The following is a 17,219-nucleotide window of genomic DNA, read 5'->3' as shown; positions in this document are numbered from 1 at the left end:
CATGACGACGACCGATGCGCTCCTGTCCGTGCGAGGCGTCCAGAAGATCTACGCGACCCCCGGCGGTGACGTCGAGGCCGTGCGCAACCTCACCTTCGACCTGCGCCGGGGGGAGTTCGCGTGCCTCGTCGGTCCGTCCGGCTCCGGGAAGACCACGCTCCTGAAGTGCATCTCGGGTCTGCTCGCGCCCACCTCGGGAACCGTGCTGCTGGACGGGCAGGTCGTCGACGGGCCGCCGCGCAACATGGCGCTCGTCTTCCAGGAGTACGGCCGCTCCCTCTACCCCTGGCTGCGGGTCGCGGAGAACGTGGACCTCCCGCTCCGGGCGGCCGGAGTGCCGAAGGCGGAACGGACGGAGCGCGTCGAGGAGGCGCTGGAGGCGGTCGGGCTCGCGCACGTGCCGCGCTCGTACCCGTGGCAGCTCTCCGGCGGCATGCAGCAGCGCGTCGCGATCGCACGTGCGATCGCCTACCGTCCGGAGGTGCTGCTCATGGACGAGCCCTTCGCAGCGGTCGACGCGCAGACCCGTGCCGATCTGGAGGACCTGGTGCGCTCGGTGTGGGCGAAGCTGGGGCTGACGATCCTGTTCGTGACGCACGACATCGACGAGTCCGTCTACCTCGGCGAACGGGTGGTCATCCTCTCCTCCTCGCCCACGATCATCCTCGAGGACCTCGCGATCGACCTCCCGGTGACGCGGGATCAGCTGGAGACCCGATCGGATCCCCGGTTCGTCGAGCTGCGTCATCACGTCTACGAGCAGATCCAGCGCGCGAAGACGTACACGGGCGACACGGACACGGTGCGGACGGTCGCCTGACCGGGCCGCGCCGCGGGGCGGTCCTGCCCGTGGCGCGCGGTTCCCTAGGATGGTCCCGCTGGACGCCGAGTGTCCATCGAGAGACGGATGGGATATGTCCGACGAGAGATCGCGCGACCGGATTCAGAGCATCGAGCGCGGCGTGGAGGTGCTGCGGGCGTTCAGTCACCGGCAGGGCGCCCTCAGCGTCGCCGAGATCGCGGAGCGGGTCGATCTCGCCCGCCCGGTCGTGCGCCGCATCCTGCTGACGTTCGCGCACCTGGGTTACACGGAGGCGACGAACGGCTTCTGGAGTCTGACCCCGCGCATCCTCGAGCTCGGCTCCGGGTACTTCGCGACCTCCTCGCTGCCCGAGATCTCTCACGGATACATGACCGAGGTCGTGGAGCGGACTGGGGAGACCTGCAGCATCGGGGTGCTCGACGGGATGGAGGTCATCCACGTCGCCCGTGTCGAGGACCGCCGGCCGATGCCCGACTCGGTCCGCATCGGCAACCGCCTGCCCGCGCACGCCACCGCCGTCGGGAAGGTGCTGCTCGCCGACCTGCCGGACGCGGAGCTCGACCACTTGCTTGCCGGTGCGACGCTGGAGGAGCACACCCCGCGGACCGTCGTCGACGCGGCGGCGCTCCGGAACCGCCTCGAACAGGTGCGGGTGCAGGGTTTCGACATCTCCGCGGAGGAACTGCATCCCGGCCAGGTGGCCGTCGCCGTGCCCATCCGGGTCGACGGGCGCACCGTGGGCGGCCTGTCCGCCTCCTCCACGACCGTGCGCGAGACGGAGAAGAGCCTCGCCGAGGTCGTCATGCCCGTGCTGCGGGACGCCGCCGCCGAGATCGCCCGCGCGTACCGCAACGCCAACCCCCAGCTCTTCCGCGCCGGACGCTGACCGCTCCGCACGCCGTCTTCCGCCAGGTGAACAGCTGCGAGGGGACGGCGGCATCCCCCGCCTAGGGTCGGCGTACACGACGAAGGGGTGCGGAGACCGTGAGCTCAGGGGGGCGAGGACCACGCGCCGGGGCCCCCGTCACGCTCACCGCCGGTCTCATCCTGGTGCTCGGGCTCCTGATGACGGTGAACCCCATCACGTCGAACATCTACCTCCCCGCGCTCGGGGAGATGGCGGAGGACCTCGGCACCACGGTCGCGGGTGCCCAGTTCGCGCTCACCGGGTTCCTCCTGGGGGTCGCCGGGGGACAGCTCATCGTCGGCGCGCTGGCGGACAGCCTCGGCCGGCGGCGGGTGCTGCTGTGGGGGCTCGCGGTGCTCTGCGCGGCAGGCGTGCTGGTGGCGGCGGCCCCGACCCTGGGCGTGCTCATCGCCGGCCGGGTGCTGCAGGGGCTCGGCTCCTCCGCTGCCATCGTGGTGGCGCGCGCCGTCGTCTCCGACACCGCCCGCGGCACCCAGGCCGCGCGCGCCTACAGCCTGCTGATGGGCATGCTGGCCGCCGGGCCGCTGATCGGCCCGCTGCTCGGGACGATGCTGCTCCAGCTGGGCGGATGGCGCATCACGTTCGTGGGGCTGCTGGTGATGAGCGTCCTCTACTTCGTGGTCGCCGCGCTCACCGTCCCGGAGACGCTCCCGCAGGACCTGCGCACGCCGGTGCGGATCGGCCGCCTGCTCGGCAACTACCGCCGGCTGGTGCGGGAACCCGGATACCTCGGCAACGCGCTGGCGATGGGAGCAGGGTTCGCCGCCCTCGCCACGCACGTCAGCGCCTCTTCCTTCGTCGCGCAGGACGTCCTGCGCACGGACGAGTTCGGGTTCTCGTTCCTCTACATCTGCTACGCGCTGGCGGTGATGGGCGGGAGCGCCCTCAACGCGCCGTTGTCCGCGCGCTTCGGCCCGCGGCGGATGCTGGTGGCCAGCCAGCTGGTGGCCGTGGCGTCCCTGGCGGCGCTCGTGGTCCTGGCGACCCTCGGCCCCTTCACGGTCTGGACGTTCCTCGCCACCATCGTCCCGGGCTGCGCGTCCGCATCCGCGCTGCTGGCGAACGCGACGACCCTGACCCTGGCCAGGGCGGCCTTCGCCGCCGGGTCGGGGGCCGCGCTCATGGGATTCATGCAGTTCACGCTCGGCGCCGTCATCTCGCCGCTCGGCGGGGTGCTGGGCCCGCACACCGCCGCGCCCATGGCGATCGTCATGCTCGGTTGCGTTCTCGCGAGCGCCGCCTTCGGCGCCTGGGGATGGCGGGCGGAACGCCGGGCGGCCCTGCGCTCCGGCACCCATCCGGATTCCGTCCTGCACACGAAAGGGGAGAGACCATGACACACGTGGCGATCGTGGAGTTCCGCATCCGCCCGGAACGGCTCGAGGAGGCACGGGGACTGTTCGCGCGGATGCTGGAGACGTCCCGCGCCTACGCGGGGTGCGAGCGACTGGACTGGCTGGTCGACCGCGACGACCCGGCGAGCTGGACGCTCTACGAGGAGTGGTCCTCCTGGGAGGCGGAACAGGCGTACCGCGACTTCCGGGCCGGCGCCGGTGCGGTCCCGGAGATGGGGCCGCTGCTGGCGGGACCGCCCCGTCTCGTACGCCTCGACCCGATCGGCGCCGAGGCGTCCTGACGGATACGCCGGTCCGCTCGGGGGGAGGGCGGCCGGATCCGGCCTGCCCCTCCCCGGAGGGCCGGTTCAGTCGGTGCGCGACGCCGCCGACCGGATGGCCTCGGCGAGGTCGCCGGGACGGCTCCACATCGGCCAATGCCCGGTCGGGAGGTCGACGACGTCGAGGTGCTCGATGGCCGCCACTTCGGCGAAGACGGGATGGCCCGCGCGGGCCAGCTCCCGCACCTGGGCGCTGGGGATCGAGCAGCACACGAGGGTGGTGGGGACCCGGTGGCGGGCGGCGTTCGTGAGCTCGACGATCCCCCGGAGCACGGGTCCGGGCTCCGGGACGGCTCGGGACCGGAAACGCTCGAGGGCTTCCGCGCTCAGCCCCTCGAGGCTCGCCTGCTGCCCGAGGACGTCGAAGGACGGCAGCGGAAGATCCGCCACCTCTTGCGGGAGGTCGGGGGCGAAGACGCTTCCTGGAGCCACCGGGCCGGAGTCGACCCACACCACCCGCTGAACGAGTTCGGGGTTCCGGTCGAGGACGAGGCCGACGGGGGCGTTGGCCCCGCTGTGGGCGACGATCACCGCCGGCCGGTCCGCGGAGACCCCGTGCCGGGTGAGGACGTCCCGCACGGCGGCGGCCTGATCGTCGAGCGTCTTGGCCGCACGCTCGGGATCGTCCCGGTCGAGACCGGGCAGCGTCATCGCGACGGCGGGTGAATCGTCGGCGGCCAGGTGTTCGAGGACCTCATCCCAGGCCCAGGCGCCCAGCCAATGGCCGGCGATGAGGAGGATGGTCGGAGTGCTCGCAGGATGTGTCATGCTCCCACCCTGCGGGGCGCCCCGGGCAGGTGTATGTCACTATTCATGTCATGAATCTGACGCGGGCGGACGAGTGAAGCGAGCGGAACGGCTCCACGCGCTGTCCGAGATGCTGCGCCGGAGCGGAACCCGGGGGTGCTCGGCCGAGCGGCTGGCGCGGGAGTTCGGCGTGTCCGTGCGCACGGTCAAACGGGACCTCGCCGCGCTGGAGGCGGGCGGGGCGCCGGTATGGTCGCGGCCGGGTCCGGGCGGTGGCTACGGACTGGCCGTGGGCGCGTCCCTGCCGCCGGTCAGTCTGTCCTCCGCACAGGCTGTGGCCCTGATGGCGGCCGTCTCCGCGGCGCCGGATGCCCCCTATGCCGATCTGGCGGCAGCCGGGATCCAGAAGATCCTGGACGTCCTCGATCCGCGGACCCGGGCGAGGGCGCACGAACTGGCGGGCCGCGTCTGGGTCGACGCGCCCCCCTCCTCACCGCGCACGATCAGGTCGGCGCTGGAGGAGGCGATGGCCGAGCAGCGCGTGATCCGCATCCGCTACACCTCGGGGGAGGGGGCCACGACCACGCGTGACGTCGAGCCTGTGCTGTTCGCCGCCACGAACGGGCGGTGGTACCTCGTCGGGTGGTGCCGGCTGCGCGAGGCGATGCGGTGGTTCACCGTGTCGCGCATCGAGCGGGCGAGCGTGACCAAGATCGCGTGCGCGGGACACGGCATCCGCGAGGTGGGGGATCCCCCGCCGAACGCCAGGCCGGTGCACGGCCGGAGCGGATGAGTCGCTCCCTCCCGTTCCGCGCTCGGTGGACGGGGTCCGGGCGCCACGCCGTCAAGCCCTCGCGGGCGAAACGACCCGGCAACACGGCCGGACTACGCTTCAGGGATGGGTGATCTGTTCGACGGCTACGGTTCCACGCTCGCGCCGCGGAAGACGCCCACCGGACTTCCGGCGTTCGACGAGATGTTCGGGCACCCCGAGCAGCGCGGCGGACTCGCGCAGTCCCGGACCGCCTACCGGGAGCTGTACCAGGCGCTGGCCCGCATGACGCAGGAAGAGCTCCGCGGCCGCACCGATTCGCTCGCCAGCTCCTACCTCGCGCAGGGCGTCACCTTCGACTTCGCCGGTGAGGAGCGCCCCTTCCCCCTGGACGCCGTGCCGCGGGTCATCGACTACGCCGAGTGGTCGGAGATCGAGGCGGGCATCAAGCAGCGCGTCCGCGCGCTCGAGGCGTTCCTCGACGACGCGTACGGACGTCAGAACTGCGTGCGCGACGGGGTCATCCCCGCGGCGCTCATCGCGTCGAGTCAGTACTACTACCGCCAGGCGCACGGCATCCGCTCGGCGAACGGGGTGCGCATCCAGGTCTCCGGAATCGACCTCATCCGGGACGAGCACGGCAAGATGCGCGTGCTCGAGGACAACGTCCGCGTGCCCTCCGGGGTGAGCTACGTCATCTCCAACCGCCGGGTGATGGCACAGACCCTGCCCGAGCTGTTCGTGTCGATGCGGGTCCGTCCGGTCGGCGACTACCCGAACAAACTCCTCGCGGCACTCCGCGCCTCCGCGCCGCCCGGGATCGACGATCCGAACGTCGTCGTCCTGACCCCCGGCGTCTACAACTCCGCCTACTTCGAGCACACCCTGCTCGCCCGGCTGATGGGAGTGGAACTGGTGGAGGGGCGGGACCTCGTCTGCATGGGCGGGCGCGTCTTCATGCGCACCACCCGCGGGCCCAAGCGCGTCGACGTCATCTACCGCCGGGTCGACGACGACTTCCTCGATCCGCTGCAGTTCCGCGCCGACTCGATGCTCGGCGCGCCTGGTCTGCTGCTCGCCGCGCGGATGGGCAACGTCACGATCGCCAACGCGGTGGGCAACGGCGTCGCCGACGACAAGCTGCTGTACACGTACACGCCGGATCTCATCCGCTACTACCTGTCCGAGGAGCCCATCCTGCCGATCGTCGACACCTGGCGCCTGGAGGATCCGGCGGCCCTGGAGGAGGTGCTCGACCGGCTGGACGAGCTCGTCGTGAAACCGGTCGACGGCTCCGGCGGAAAGGGACTCGTGGTCGGCCCCGACGCCTCCCGGGCCGAGCTGGAGACGTTGCGCACGACGCTGCTCGCAGACCCCCGCGGCTGGATCGCGCAGCCGGTGGTGATGCTCTCCACCATCCCGACCCTCGTCGAGGACGGGATGCGGCCGCGCCACGCCGACCTGCGGCCCTTCGCGGTCAACGACGGCGACGACATCTGGGTGCTGCCGGGCGGGCTGACCCGCGTCGCCCTCCCGGAGGGGCAGCTCGTCGTGAACTCGAGTCAAGGCGGCGGCTCCAAGGACACCTGGATCGTGGGCGGCTCCGCGCCCGGCCACGTCGAGTACGGACAGGGTCACGGTCTGGCGGGCCTCGTCGCGGACCAGGCGTCGACCGTCACCCAGGCCATCCCGATCATCACGGAGGAGGTGGCCGCCGAGCACGGCGGCCCGGAGGTCAGCCACTCGCCGCAGGACCGCCCGCTCTCCCGCGAGGAACAGCAGGAGCAGCAGCAACAGCAGGCCGGGGAGGTGCCGTCATGCTGCTGAGTCGCATCGCGGAGAGCCTGTTCTGGATCGGCCGGTACATCGAGCGCAGCGACGGCACCGCCCGGATCCTCGACGTGCACCTGCAACTGCTGCTCGAGGACCCCTGGATCGACGAGGACACCGCGTGCCGGTCGCTGCTCGCGGTGATGGGCACCGCCTCGCCGGAACAGGGCGAGGTCGTGGTCACGCGCGAGCACGTGCTCGCGCGACTGGCGGTGGACCGGACGAACCCCGCCAGCATCCTCTACTCGCTCACCGCGGCGCGGGAGAACGCCCGCCGTGCCAGGGAGATCGTCTCCACCGAGCTGTGGGAGTGCCTGAACACGACGAACGCCCGGATGCCGCGGCGGCTGCAGAGCGAGAAGGTGCACGAGTTCTTCCAGTGGGTCCGTGAACGCGCGGCGCTCGCCGTCGGCGTCGTGGACTCCTCGACGAGTCGTGACGAGGCGTGGCAGTTCTTCACCCTCGGCCGCGCCATCGAACGTGCGGACATGACCGCGCGCCTGCTGGCCACCCGGACGCTCACGCAGGCGTCCGGTCCGTCCTGGACGACGATCCTGCGCTCGTGCGGGGCGTACGAGGCGTACCTGCGCACCTACCGGGGGATGCCGAGTGCGGGGAACGCGGCCGAGTTCCTGCTGCTGGACCGGCTGTTCCCGCGCTCCATCATCTACTCCATCTCGCGTGCCGAGGAGTGCATCAGCGCCATCGATCCCCGCCAGGACAGAGTGGGGCACTCGAACCATGTCCTGCGTGCGCTCGGCCGCATCCGCAACGACCTGGAGTACCAGCCGATCGGCGAGATCCTCACGGAGCTGCCCGCACACATGCTGCGGGTGCAGACCGTCACCAGGGAGGCGTCGGACGCCATCCGTCAGCGGTTCTTCCCGACCCAGGCCGAGCCGAGCTGGATCGGGGAGATCTCATGAAGCGCCTGCGCATCGAGCACGAGACCGGGTTCGGCTACGGCGGGGAGGTGTCGGCGTCGTACAACGAGGCGCGGATGCTGCCGGGCACGACCGACAGCCAGTTCGTGCTGAGTTCGTCGCTGGACATCGAGCCGTCCACCGCGGTCAACACCTACGTCGATTACTTCGGCACGCGCGTGAGCAGCTTCGATGTGCTCTCCCCGCACCGCTCGCTCCGGATCACGGCGCGCTCCCTCGTCGAGGTCCGGCCCCGCCCCATCGAGCACACCGGCATCTCCTGGGACCGCCTGCACGCGGAGGCCTCGCGGTCGATCGAGACGGTGGAGCAGCTCTCGCAGACCTCGCGCACACGACCGCATCCGGAGGTGGCCGAGATCGCCGGCGCGATCGCCGCGCGTCACGACGATCCGGGCCGCGCGGCGCACGACATCTGCGTCGCGATCGGCGAAGCCGTCGAGTACATGACCGGCGTGACCGGGGTGCATTCGACCGCCGCGGAGGCGTGGGAGACGCGCAAGGGCGTCTGTCAGGACATGGCCCACATCGCCCTCGGCGCGCTGCGCTCGGTCGGCATCCCGGCCCGCTACGTCTCCGGGTACCTGCATCCCCGGCCGGACGCCGAGGTGGGCGTGCCCGTCACCGGCGAGTCGCACGCGTGGGTGGAGTGGTTCGCCGGGCAGTGGAGCGGCTTCGACCCGACGAACAACATCGAGATCGGCGACCGGCACGTGCTCGTCGGCCGCGCCCGGGACTACAACGACGTGCCGCCGCTGCGGGGCGTGTACGCCGGGCCGTTCAAGAGCGACCTGCACGTGAAGGTGACGATCACCCGCGAGGCGTGAGGCCTCGGCGCCGCATCGTGCGACGGACGACCGGCGACGTCCCGCTCGGCCGCTGACATACTGATGCCGTGCCGTCCCCACCGACTCCTTCCGGCGCGGTTCCGCCGCGTCTCCTCTACGTCGAGGATGAAGCGGAGATCGCGCAGATCGTGATCGAGGTGCTGAGCGAGGACTACCTCGTCGACCACGCCGCGACCGGCGAGGAGGCGCTCGAGCTCGCGCTGAACCGGCGGTACGACGTGATCGTGGTGGACCGACGGTTGCCGGGGATGTCCGGGGCGGACCTGGTCCGCGCCATCCGTACCGCGCGGATCACCACCCCGGTCCTCATGCTCACCGCCCTGGGATCGCTCGAGGACCGGGTGAGCGGTCTCGATCTCGGCGCGGACGACTACGTGGTGAAACCCTTCGAGTTCGACGAGTTGCGCGCCCGGCTGCGTGCGCTGCGGCGGGGGACCCGGTCCGCGGGCGAGCGGCGGGAGGTCGGGGACTGGCTGTACACCCCGCGCACGCGTGCGCTGTATACGCCAACCGGACGCCGGATCCCGCTCACCGAGACGGAGGACGACCTCCTGGAACTGCTCACCTCCAGTCCCGAGCACGTGTTCTCCCGGGAGGAGATCCTCTCGAGCGTCTTCCCGGCGGGGGGATCCGCAGCCACCGTGGACACCTACGTCCACTACGTGCGGCGCAAGTCGACGCCCGAGATCATCGAGACGGTCCGCGGGCGCGGGTACCGGGCGGGGGACCCCCGGTGACCCGCCGGGATCCGGCCGCGAGCGCGCGGTCCGACCTCCGCCGGGTGCAGCGTGCCTCGCTCCGGGTGGCGCTGTGGGTCGGTCTCTCGTCCACCGCCATCCTGGGCGTCATCACCGCCGTCACGGTGACGGCCATCGTGGTCGGATCCCGGCCCCCTCCGGGCCCGCGCCCCGGCCGACCCGGACGCTGGGACGACCGGGTCGTGGGTGTGGCGGACATCGTGCCCTTCGTCCTCCTCTCCGCGCTCGTCGGCGTGATCGCGCTGTCCCTCATCGCCTGGTACGTCTCGCGCCGGATGACCCTGCCGCTGGCGGAATCGCTGCGCGTGCAGCGCGCCTTCGTGGCCGATGCCAGTCACGAGCTGCGTACCCCGCTGACGACCCTCACCACCCGCATCCAGCTGGCCCAGCACCGTGCCGAGCGAGGCGGCGACGTGCAGTCGGTGCTGGCGGATCTCAGACGGGATGCGGCCGTGCTCGAGGGGGTGCTCACCGATCTCCTGCAGGCGGCGGAGGAAGCGGGTCGCCGGGACGGCGACGTGCGTGCCGTCGCGGACGTCGCCGCCGTCACCGCGGCCGCCGGGGAGACGCTCCGGCCGGACGCCGACGCCGCGGGCGTGCGGATCCGCGTGGAGGTCCCCGCGGGTCTGTCCGCCGCCGCCGAACCGGCGGCGCTGACGCGCGCGTGCGTCGCGCTGCTGGACAACGCCGTGCGGCACTCTCCTCGGGGCGAGGAGGTGCGGGTGTCGGCACGGCGCGTGGGGCGTCGCGTCGAGGTGCGGGTCGCCGATCACGGCTCCGGCATCCAGGGGCTGGACCCCGAGCGCGTCTTCGACCGTTTCGCCCGCGCCGCGACGGCACCCCCGGCCGCAGCGGATCCCGGCGGGACGGACGGCCGCAGGCGCGGGTTCGGGCTGGGGCTCGCCCTCGTCCGGGACATCGCCGTGCGGTTCCACGGCAGCATCTCGGTCGAACACACGTCGCCCGCCGGGACGACGTTCCTGCTCGTCCTGCCCGTGCCGTCCCGCGTCGCGGGCCGCGCCGGATGATCGCCCTGTCCCGGTGATGAATCCGCTGAAGGCGGCGCATTCTTGGAGCCGTCTTTGACCGCGTCGCGGACAGTAGGGGCCATGACACAGAACAACGCCACTCCCGGAGGCGAGCGCGAGGACGCCGCCGCCCCGGTCGAGACCACACCCGACACCACTCCCACGCGTCCTGACGTCCCGGCCGCCGACGCCGCATCCGCTCGATCCGCGGGGTCGTCGGCGCCGCCCGTCGCCCCCGCCCCGGCCGGCGCCGATGCGTCCGCCCCGGCCGGCGCCGATGCGTCCGCCCCGGCCGCCCGGACCTCTCTGTTCGGCCGTACCTGGGTGCGGATCACCGCGGCCGCCGTCGCCGCGGTGGTCGTGCTCGGTGCCGGGGTGGGCATCGGCGCCGCCGTCGCCCACGAGACCGGTGCGCCCGACGACGGTCGCGGCGCGGCGGAGACCGGTCAGTCCACCGACCGGTTCGACGGCGGGGACGAGGACGGCGGCCCCGGCGGGATGGGCGGACACCGCGGGGACCACGGCCCCGGCGGCATGGATCGGGGCGACCGCGGCGGGATGCCCGACCGCGGCGACGGACCCGGTCCGCGTCCGGGCCCCGACTCCGACCGCACGCCCGACTCCGACCGCACGCCCGACTCCGACCGCACGCCCGACTCCGACCGCACGCCCGACTCCGACGAAGAGGAATCACCGGCCCCGGAGTCGACCACACCGACCGAGTAGCCCGGCGCCCGCTGGACGCCGATCAGACGACCGCCGTCGAACGCACGCCATGCCCGCGCACGCGGGCGATGCGCTCGGCGGCGGTCGTGCGTGCGACGATCCCGGACCCGGACGGCCGTTTCCGTTCAGTGGAAGCGCCGGTGGTGAACGCCGGGCGGACGCGCCAGGGTGAGCGGGTACGCACGACGCGAAGGGGCGCCATGACATCGCAGATCCCGCACCGGATGCGAGCCGCTGTGCTCCGCGGCGAGCAGCCCCGGCTCGAGATCACCGAGATCGACGTCCCGGTGCCCCGCGCAGGTGAGGCGCTGGTCCGGGTGATCGCCTGCGGGGTGTGCCACACCGACCTGCACGTCATGAAGGGCGAGGTGGCGTTCCCCCGGCCCGCCGTCCTCGGGCACGAGATCAGCGGCGAGATCGTCGCCCTCGGTGAGGGCACCGCCGCGCCGGAGGGCGTGGGGCCGGGGGACGTCGTCGTCGCCGGGTTCATCATGCCCTGCACGGAATGCGCCGCCTGCCGCCGCGGCCGCGACGACCTCTGCGCCCCGTTCTTCGCCCAGAACCGTCTGCGGGGCACCCTCTACGACGGCGAGAGCCGGTTGCACATGCCCGACGGCTCCTTCCTCGCCATGTACTCGATGGGCGGGCTGGCGGAGTACTGCGTGGTCCCGGTGTCCGCGCTCGTCCCGCTGCCGGCGGGCGTCGACCCCGTGGCCGGGTGCATCCTCGGCTGCGCAGGGCTCACCTCTTATGGGGCGGTCGTCCGCGCCGGCCGGGTGGAGCGCGGGACGACGGTCGCCGTCGTCGGTGTCGGCGGGGTGGGCTCCGGCATCGTCCAGATGGCGCGCGCTGCCGGAGCGGAACGGATCGTCGCCGTGGACATCACGCAGGACAAGCTCGACGCGGCCCGCCGGCTCGGGGCGACGGATGTCGTCGACGCGAGCGCGGAGGACCCGGTCACGGCGGTGCGGACGCTGATCGACGGTGGCGCCGACGTGGTATTCGAGGCCCTCGGCCGTCCCCAGACGTTCGCCCAGGCCGCCCGGATGCTGGCGGACGGAGGCCGGATGGTCGCCGTGGGCATCGCCCCGGGCGGGGCGACGGCGGAGGTGGAGATCACCCCGCTGGTGCGCCGCGGATACTCGATCACCGGTTCCTTCGGCGGGCGGACACGCGCCGATCTCCCGGCCGTCGTGGAACTCGCCGCGCAGGGGGCGTTCGATGCCGCAGAGGTCATCACGCGACACGTGTCCCTCGACGACGTCGACGGCGCCTACCGGGCCCTGGCCCGGGGGGAGATCACCGGCCGAGCGGTCGTCGTCATGGATGCCGCGGCGGACGGACGCGCATAATGGGGACCGTGGCGGCGGGGCCCGGTGAGGACAGGCAGGAGTCATCGGCGCGCTCGGTGATCGACCGCGCGCTGACCATCATCGGCACGTTCCAGGGCGGCCGCGCCCGCCAGACCCTCTCCGAGATCAGTCGCCGTACCGGTCTTCCCATCGCCACGTGCCACCGCATCGTGCAGCGCCTGACCGAGTGGGGCGCGCTCGAGCGGGACGGCGAGAGCAAATACCGGATCGGCCTGCGGCTGTGGGAGGTCGCTTCCCTCGCCCCCCGCTCGGTGGGGCTGCAGCGCATCGCCCGCCCGTACATGCTCGACCTGTATGAGACGACCGGGTACGCAGCACACCTGGCCATCCGCGAGGGCACCGAACTCATCTCCATCGAACGGTTCCAGAGCCCGCGCCGGCCCGCCCGCAGGCCCCTGATCGGCGGACGGTATCCGCTGCATGCCACCGCGATCGGCCAGGTCCTCCTCGCCCACGCGCCGGCGGACGTCCAGGAGGACGTGCTGTCCGGGGAGCTGCCCGCCTTCACCTCGCGCACCTACCGGGACCGGGAGACGCTGGCCGGAGTGCTCGCCGAGATCCGCCGCAACGGGTATGCCATCAGCGACCGTCAGGTGGATGCCGTGCACATCGGGGTCGCCGCGCCCGTGCTCGGCGCCGACGGCGCGGTCATCGCCGCGCTGTCCCTCGCGCTCACCCAGCAGGACGTGGACGGCAAGAACATGATCCATCTCGTCCGCCTGACGGCCACCTCCATCTCCCGCGCACTGGGTGCGGCGGGCTTCGAATCCTCCTGAGCCGCGCGGGGTCTCAGCGCGTGAACGCGCTCAGACCCGTCACCGCACGTCCGACGATGAGGGCGTTCATCTCGTGCGTGCCCTCGAACGTGTAGAGCGCCTCCGCATCCGCGAACAGGCGGGCGACGTCCGTGTCCACCCGGATGCCCTCCCCGCCGCAGACCTCCCGGGCGAGGGCGACCGTCTCCCGTGCCCGATCGGCCGTCCACATCTTCACGAGTGCGGCGTCCTCCTCGCGCATGGCGCCGGCGCGCTGCCGCTCGGTGAGCCGGACCGCGACCGCCAGGGCCGCGGTGGCGTTGCCCAGCATCCGGGCGAGCTTCTCCTGCACCAGCTGGAATCCGCCGATGGGACGGCCGAACTGCTCGCGCCGGAGCGCGTAGGCGAGGGCCGCCTCGTACGCCGCGGCCTGCAGACCGGCGGAGTTCCAGGCCACAACGTAACGCAGCTGCGCGAGGATGGCGGACAGGTCGCGGAAGGAGTCGATCCGCTGCAGGCGGTCCGACTCGGGAACCCGGACGTCCGACAGCACGATGTCGCCGTTGCGCACCATCCGCAGGCTGATCTTGCCGGAGATGTCGGTCACCGTGACACCCGCTGCCTCACGCGGGACGAGGAACACCTTGGCCCGTCCGTCGGCGTGGTCCTTGGCGACGACGAGCATCACGTCGGAGAGCGCCGCGTTGCCGATCCAGCGCTTGTGCCCTGTGATCCGCCAGTGGTCGCCCTCGCGCACGGCGGTCGTCTCGAGGCCCTGGGCCACGTCCGACCCGTGCGCGGGCTCGGTGAGCGCGAAGCAGCCGGTGAGATCGAAGGACGGGATGCGCGGATCCCACCGCGCCACCTGCTCCGCGGACCCGCCGCGCCGGACGACCGTGCGGAACATGCCGACCTGCCCGCCGTAGAGGGTGCCGATGGACATGTCGAACCGCGCGAACTCGAAGTGCTTGAACCCGACGTACAGCGGATCGAGCTCGCCGTCCTCGCCGAGCAGAGCGGGGTCGTCCTCGAGACGGAGCGCGGCGAGCTCGGTCCGCAGGTGCGCCGGGCTCTCCGCCCGCTCCCACCACTCGGACAGATGCGGCCGGGCGCGTTCCTCGAGGAGCGCGCGCAGGGCGCGGAGCTTGTCGCGGGCGGCCGGGGTGAGCGCCTCCGCGTAGCCGAAGACGTCGGTCGCGTCGACGCTCATCGCGTCACCTCGGCGAGTTCGCGCAACGCGTCCTCCTTGACTCGGGCGAGTTCGACCTTTCCGGTCGAGCCGCGGCCGAGGCTTTCCCTGACGAACACGTGCCTCGGCTTCTTGTACCCGGCCAGGCGGGCATCCAGGTGTGCGTGGAGCTCGGTCACATCGACCCGCCGGCCGGGGACCGGGGCGACCATGGCGGAGACGACCTCGCCGAAGCGCTCGTCGGGCAGCCCGAACACGATCGCGTCGTCGATGTCGGGGTGGCTGAGCAGCGCCTCCTCCACCTCCGCGGGGAAGACCTTCTCACCTCCCGTGTTGACCACGGCGCTGAGCCGGCCGAGCAACTCCACCGTGCCGTCGCCGCGGGCGCGCGCCCAGTCGCCCGGCATCACATAGCGGTGACCGCGGATGGCGGGGAACGTCTCGGCGGTCTTCTCCGGGTCGCCGAAGTAGCCCTTGGGCAGGATGCCCCGGTACGCGAGGATCCCCAGTGCACCGGCATCCGCCTGGATCTCGGTGAGGTCCTCGTCGAGGAGCACGGTTCCGGGGGTGAGCGCGAGGCGCGCGGGGAGGTCGTCGACGCCCCGGGTGATGCCGAACGCGTAGGGCCCGCCCTCGCTCGAGGCGAGGATGTCGACGATCGCGAGGTCGCCGAGGCGATGCAGCCGCCGCTTGACGTCGTCGCTGAAGCGCATGCCGGAGCTGAGGATCGAGTCGACGTGGGGCAGCCCCTCGCCGGTGCGCTCGACCGCTTCGGCGAACGGCAGGCCGAGCGCGTCGCCCGCCACGATCAGCCGGGTCACGCGATGCTCGCGCGTCAGCCGCACCGCCTCGTCGATGTCCATCCGGGCCGCCGCGTGCAGCACGACCGTGCCGCCGAGCGCGAGGGTGCCCATCGTGGTGGACTGCGCGGTGCCGTGCAGCAGCGGGGTCAGTGGCAGCGTGACCACGCGCGGCGTCGCCGGGTCGACGGCGATCCGGACGGCGTCCGCGAGCGTCTCCGGCGGTTCGATGCCGAGCAGGCCCCAGGTGGACTGCCGCCGGGCGATCAGCAGGGTGTCGAGGTCCCACACGACCGCTTTGGGGGCGCCCGTGGTACCGCCGGTGTACAGCCGCATCTCGGCCCCGCGCGGGGCGGCATCGGGGAGCGCCCCGCCGGCGGCGGCGAGCTCGGCGTAGAGAACCGCACCGGGCACCGCCGGACCGCCGTCGGCGACGGTGATGATCTCGACCGCGGGTTCCAGCCCGGCGGCGGCCTCGCGGGCGATCCCGCCGAGCGAGTCCACGGTGAGCAGGACCGAGATCCGGGAGTCCACGAGCAGATCACGCACTTCGCCCGCGCGATAGCGGTAGTTGATCGCGACCGGGGAGACCCCGATGGCCAGGCACGCCCAGGTGAACGCGAGGTACTCGGGCCGGTTGTAGAGGAGCATCGCGGCGGCGTCGCCGACGCCGAGGCCGCGCTGCGACAGGTGCCAGGCGAGTGCCCCCGCCTCGGCGGCGAGCTGCGCCCAGGTGACGGTGCCCTCGCGGGTGATCACCGCGATGCGCTCGGGATCGGATCGGGCGATGCCCTGCCACAGGTCGCTGTAGTGCGGCGCGGCGCCGGCGGGCTCGGTCACCGGTAGTGCCTCAGGATCAGATCGGCGACGCACGCCGGTTTCGCGGCGCCCTCCACGTGGAAGACGAGGCGCAGGGTCACCTGGTAGCCGTTCTCGATGTCCGCCACGGTCATGACGGTCCCGCTCACCCGGATGCGGGCGCCGGAGGGCACGGCGTTCGGGAAGCGGATGCGGTCGAAGCCGTAGACGATGCCCATCCCGCCGCCGGTGACCTGGTAGATCTCCCGCAGATGCGGGACCACCATGCTGAGGGTCAGCATCCCGTGGGCGATGCGCCCGCCGTAGGGCGACGCGGCAGCGGCCTCGGCATCCACGTGGATCGGGTTGTCGTCGCCGGTGAGCACGGCGTAGGTGTCGATGTCGGCCTGCGGGATCTCGCGCCAGGAGGACGGGCCGAGTTCGGCGCCGACGAGGTCCTGCAGATCGTCGATGGTCGTCGTCACGGGGGACGGGGCGTGTGACATGCCAGCCTCCTTGCTGTCTTGTGCGCGCGGAAGGGATCCCCCGCCGTGACCAGATCCTCCCGTGCCGCGACGGCGCGCGGAGCCGACTTTTTCACCTGATGAAAGCCCGGAGAGGGCCGCTTCGGGGCCCGTGTCATAGTCGGGTCCGCCGACGAACGATGTTGATGAAAGGCGCGCCGCCATGGCTACTGAAGAACTCCTGCTCGACCCCACCGGGGCGGCGGACGATGCACTCGACCACACCCTCTCACCGCGGCCGGTGAGCCTGAAGGGACTGACGATCGGGCTGCTCGACAACACCAAGCCGAATTCGACGATGCTGCTCGATCACATCGCCGAGGAGCTGCGCACGCACTACGGCGCCGGGGAGTCGCGGCTCTACACGAAGGACTACTTCGGCACACCCGTCTCCGAGGAACTGCTGCGCACGATCGTCGACGAGTGCGACGTCGTGGTCACCGCGGTCGGCGACTGCGGGTCGTGCAGCGCCGCGACCGTGGCGGACGGCATCCTCTTCGAGCGCGCGGGTGTGCCCACGGTCGCCATCACCTCCGATTCCTTCCTGGCGTCGGGACGCGCGATGGCGACGGTGCAGGGCTTCCCCGGGTTCGACTTCCACGCGGTGGCGCACCCCATGGCCAGCCTGTCCGCCGACGAGGTGCGCGAGCGCGCGCTCGCCGCCATCCCCGACGTGATCCGCATCCTGGGCGTGGAGGCCTGAC

The 17,219-nt window shown here is 72.2% G+C and carries 18 protein-coding genes; 14 read left to right on the top strand and 4 right to left on the bottom strand.

What is annotated here, in order from left to right; all coding sequences use genetic code 11:
• Position 1: 1 nt before the first annotated feature.
• The 4 genes from F6J84_RS13415 to F6J84_RS13400 all read left to right on the top strand — a co-directional run bounded on the left by F6J84_RS13415 (position 2) and on the right by F6J84_RS13400 (position 3,387).
• On the top strand, positions 2–820 hold the full coding sequence (locus tag F6J84_RS13415) for an ABC transporter ATP-binding protein (RefSeq protein WP_150974304.1): 819 nt from the start codon (positions 2–4) through the stop codon (positions 818–820).
• A 94-nt stretch (positions 821–914) separates the two neighbouring features.
• Positions 915–1,709 carry an IclR family transcriptional regulator domain-containing protein gene (locus tag F6J84_RS13410; protein WP_191905685.1) on the top strand — a complete coding sequence of 265 codons (795 nt, stop codon included), beginning with the start codon at positions 915–917 and terminating at the stop codon, positions 1,707–1,709.
• Positions 1,710–1,807: 98 nt separating this feature from the next.
• The gene (locus tag F6J84_RS13405) at positions 1,808–3,088 is read left to right on the top strand and encodes a multidrug effflux MFS transporter (RefSeq protein WP_150974302.1); all 1,281 of its coding nucleotides are present in this window, start codon (positions 1,808–1,810) and stop codon (positions 3,086–3,088) included.
• Positions 3,085–3,387 (top strand): putative quinol monooxygenase, encoded by a 303-nt coding sequence (locus F6J84_RS13400; RefSeq protein ID WP_191905684.1) that lies wholly within the window; start codon positions 3,085–3,087, stop codon positions 3,385–3,387. Before F6J84_RS13405 ends, F6J84_RS13400 begins: the two co-directional genes overlap by 4 nt.
• Positions 3,388–3,453: 66 nt before the next feature.
• Here the strand turns inward: F6J84_RS13400 and F6J84_RS13395 are convergent, their stop codons facing one another.
• Positions 3,454–4,194 carry an alpha/beta fold hydrolase gene (locus F6J84_RS13395; RefSeq protein WP_150974300.1) on the bottom strand — a complete coding sequence of 247 codons (741 nt, stop codon included), beginning with the start codon at positions 4,192–4,194 and terminating at the stop codon, positions 3,454–3,456.
• 73 nt (positions 4,195–4,267) lie between these two features.
• On the opposite strand from F6J84_RS13395, the gene F6J84_RS13390 reads away from it, so the two are divergent.
• The 9 genes from F6J84_RS13390 to F6J84_RS13350 all read left to right on the top strand — a co-directional run bounded on the left by F6J84_RS13390 (position 4,268) and on the right by F6J84_RS13350 (position 13,225).
• On the top strand, positions 4,268–4,966 hold the full coding sequence (locus F6J84_RS13390; RefSeq protein ID WP_150893971.1) for a helix-turn-helix transcriptional regulator: 699 nt from the start codon (positions 4,268–4,270) through the stop codon (positions 4,964–4,966).
• Positions 4,967–5,071: 105 nt separating this feature from the next.
• Positions 5,072–6,772, top strand: a complete 1,701-nt coding sequence (locus F6J84_RS13385; RefSeq protein ID WP_150893974.1) for a circularly permuted type 2 ATP-grasp protein — start codon at positions 5,072–5,074, stop codon at positions 6,770–6,772.
• Entirely contained in the window at positions 6,766–7,701 is a 936-nt protein-coding gene (locus F6J84_RS13380) for an alpha-E domain-containing protein (protein WP_150974835.1), read from the top strand. The genes F6J84_RS13385 and F6J84_RS13380 overlap by 7 nt, the downstream gene beginning before the upstream one ends.
• A complete protein-coding gene (locus tag F6J84_RS13375; protein ID WP_150974299.1) occupies positions 7,698–8,543 on the top strand; it encodes a transglutaminase family protein in 846 nt (281 codons plus the stop codon). Before F6J84_RS13380 ends, F6J84_RS13375 begins: the two co-directional genes overlap by 4 nt.
• A 68-nt stretch (positions 8,544–8,611) precedes the next feature.
• A complete protein-coding gene (locus tag F6J84_RS13370) occupies positions 8,612–9,301 on the top strand; it encodes a response regulator transcription factor (RefSeq protein WP_150974298.1) in 690 nt (229 codons plus the stop codon).
• Positions 9,298–10,350 carry a sensor histidine kinase gene (locus F6J84_RS13365; protein WP_150974297.1) on the top strand — a complete coding sequence of 351 codons (1,053 nt, stop codon included), beginning with the start codon at positions 9,298–9,300 and terminating at the stop codon, positions 10,348–10,350. The genes F6J84_RS13370 and F6J84_RS13365 overlap by 4 nt, the downstream gene beginning before the upstream one ends.
• Before the next feature lie 81 nt (positions 10,351–10,431).
• Entirely contained in the window at positions 10,432–11,076 is a 645-nt protein-coding gene (locus F6J84_RS15580; protein WP_191905683.1) for a hypothetical protein, read from the top strand.
• 200 nt (positions 11,077–11,276) lie between these two features.
• A complete protein-coding gene (locus F6J84_RS13355; protein ID WP_202980452.1) occupies positions 11,277–12,428 on the top strand; it encodes a zinc-binding dehydrogenase in 1,152 nt (383 codons plus the stop codon).
• A gap of 8 nt (positions 12,429–12,436) precedes the next feature.
• Positions 12,437–13,225: an IclR family transcriptional regulator gene (locus F6J84_RS13350; RefSeq protein ID WP_202980451.1), complete on the top strand. Its 789-nt coding sequence runs from the start codon at positions 12,437–12,439 to the stop codon at positions 13,223–13,225.
• Between the two features lie 13 nt (positions 13,226–13,238).
• Here F6J84_RS13350 and F6J84_RS13345 read toward each other — a convergent pair whose 3' ends face one another.
• Genes F6J84_RS13345 through F6J84_RS13335 form a run of 3 tightly spaced genes read right to left on the bottom strand, consistent with a single transcriptional unit; the run spans position 13,239 to position 16,497 of the window.
• The gene (locus F6J84_RS13345; RefSeq protein WP_150974294.1) at positions 13,239–14,414 is read right to left on the bottom strand and encodes an acyl-CoA dehydrogenase family protein; all 1,176 of its coding nucleotides are present in this window, start codon (positions 14,412–14,414) and stop codon (positions 13,239–13,241) included.
• Positions 14,411–16,033: an AMP-binding protein gene (locus F6J84_RS13340; RefSeq protein WP_191905682.1), complete on the bottom strand. Its 1,623-nt coding sequence runs from the start codon at positions 16,031–16,033 to the stop codon at positions 14,411–14,413. The genes F6J84_RS13345 and F6J84_RS13340 overlap by 4 nt, the downstream gene beginning before the upstream one ends.
• On the bottom strand, positions 16,030–16,497 hold the full coding sequence (locus F6J84_RS13335) for a MaoC family dehydratase (RefSeq protein ID WP_150893989.1): 468 nt from the start codon (positions 16,495–16,497) through the stop codon (positions 16,030–16,032). Before F6J84_RS13335 ends, F6J84_RS13340 begins: the two co-directional genes overlap by 4 nt.
• A gap of 181 nt (positions 16,498–16,678) precedes the next feature.
• Between F6J84_RS13335 and F6J84_RS13330 the strand changes: the two genes are divergently transcribed.
• A complete protein-coding gene (locus F6J84_RS13330; protein WP_150974292.1) occupies positions 16,679–17,218 on the top strand; it encodes a UGSC family (seleno)protein in 540 nt (179 codons plus the stop codon).
• Position 17,219 lies beyond the last annotated feature (1 nt).

Origin of the sequence: Microbacterium caowuchunii (assembly GCF_008727755.1) — a bacterium.
Classification (GTDB): domain Bacteria; phylum Actinomycetota; class Actinomycetes; order Actinomycetales; family Microbacteriaceae; genus Microbacterium; species Microbacterium caowuchunii.
The sequence above is the reverse complement of the archived record's forward strand: the minus strand, read 5'-3'. Positions and strand labels throughout refer to the sequence as shown.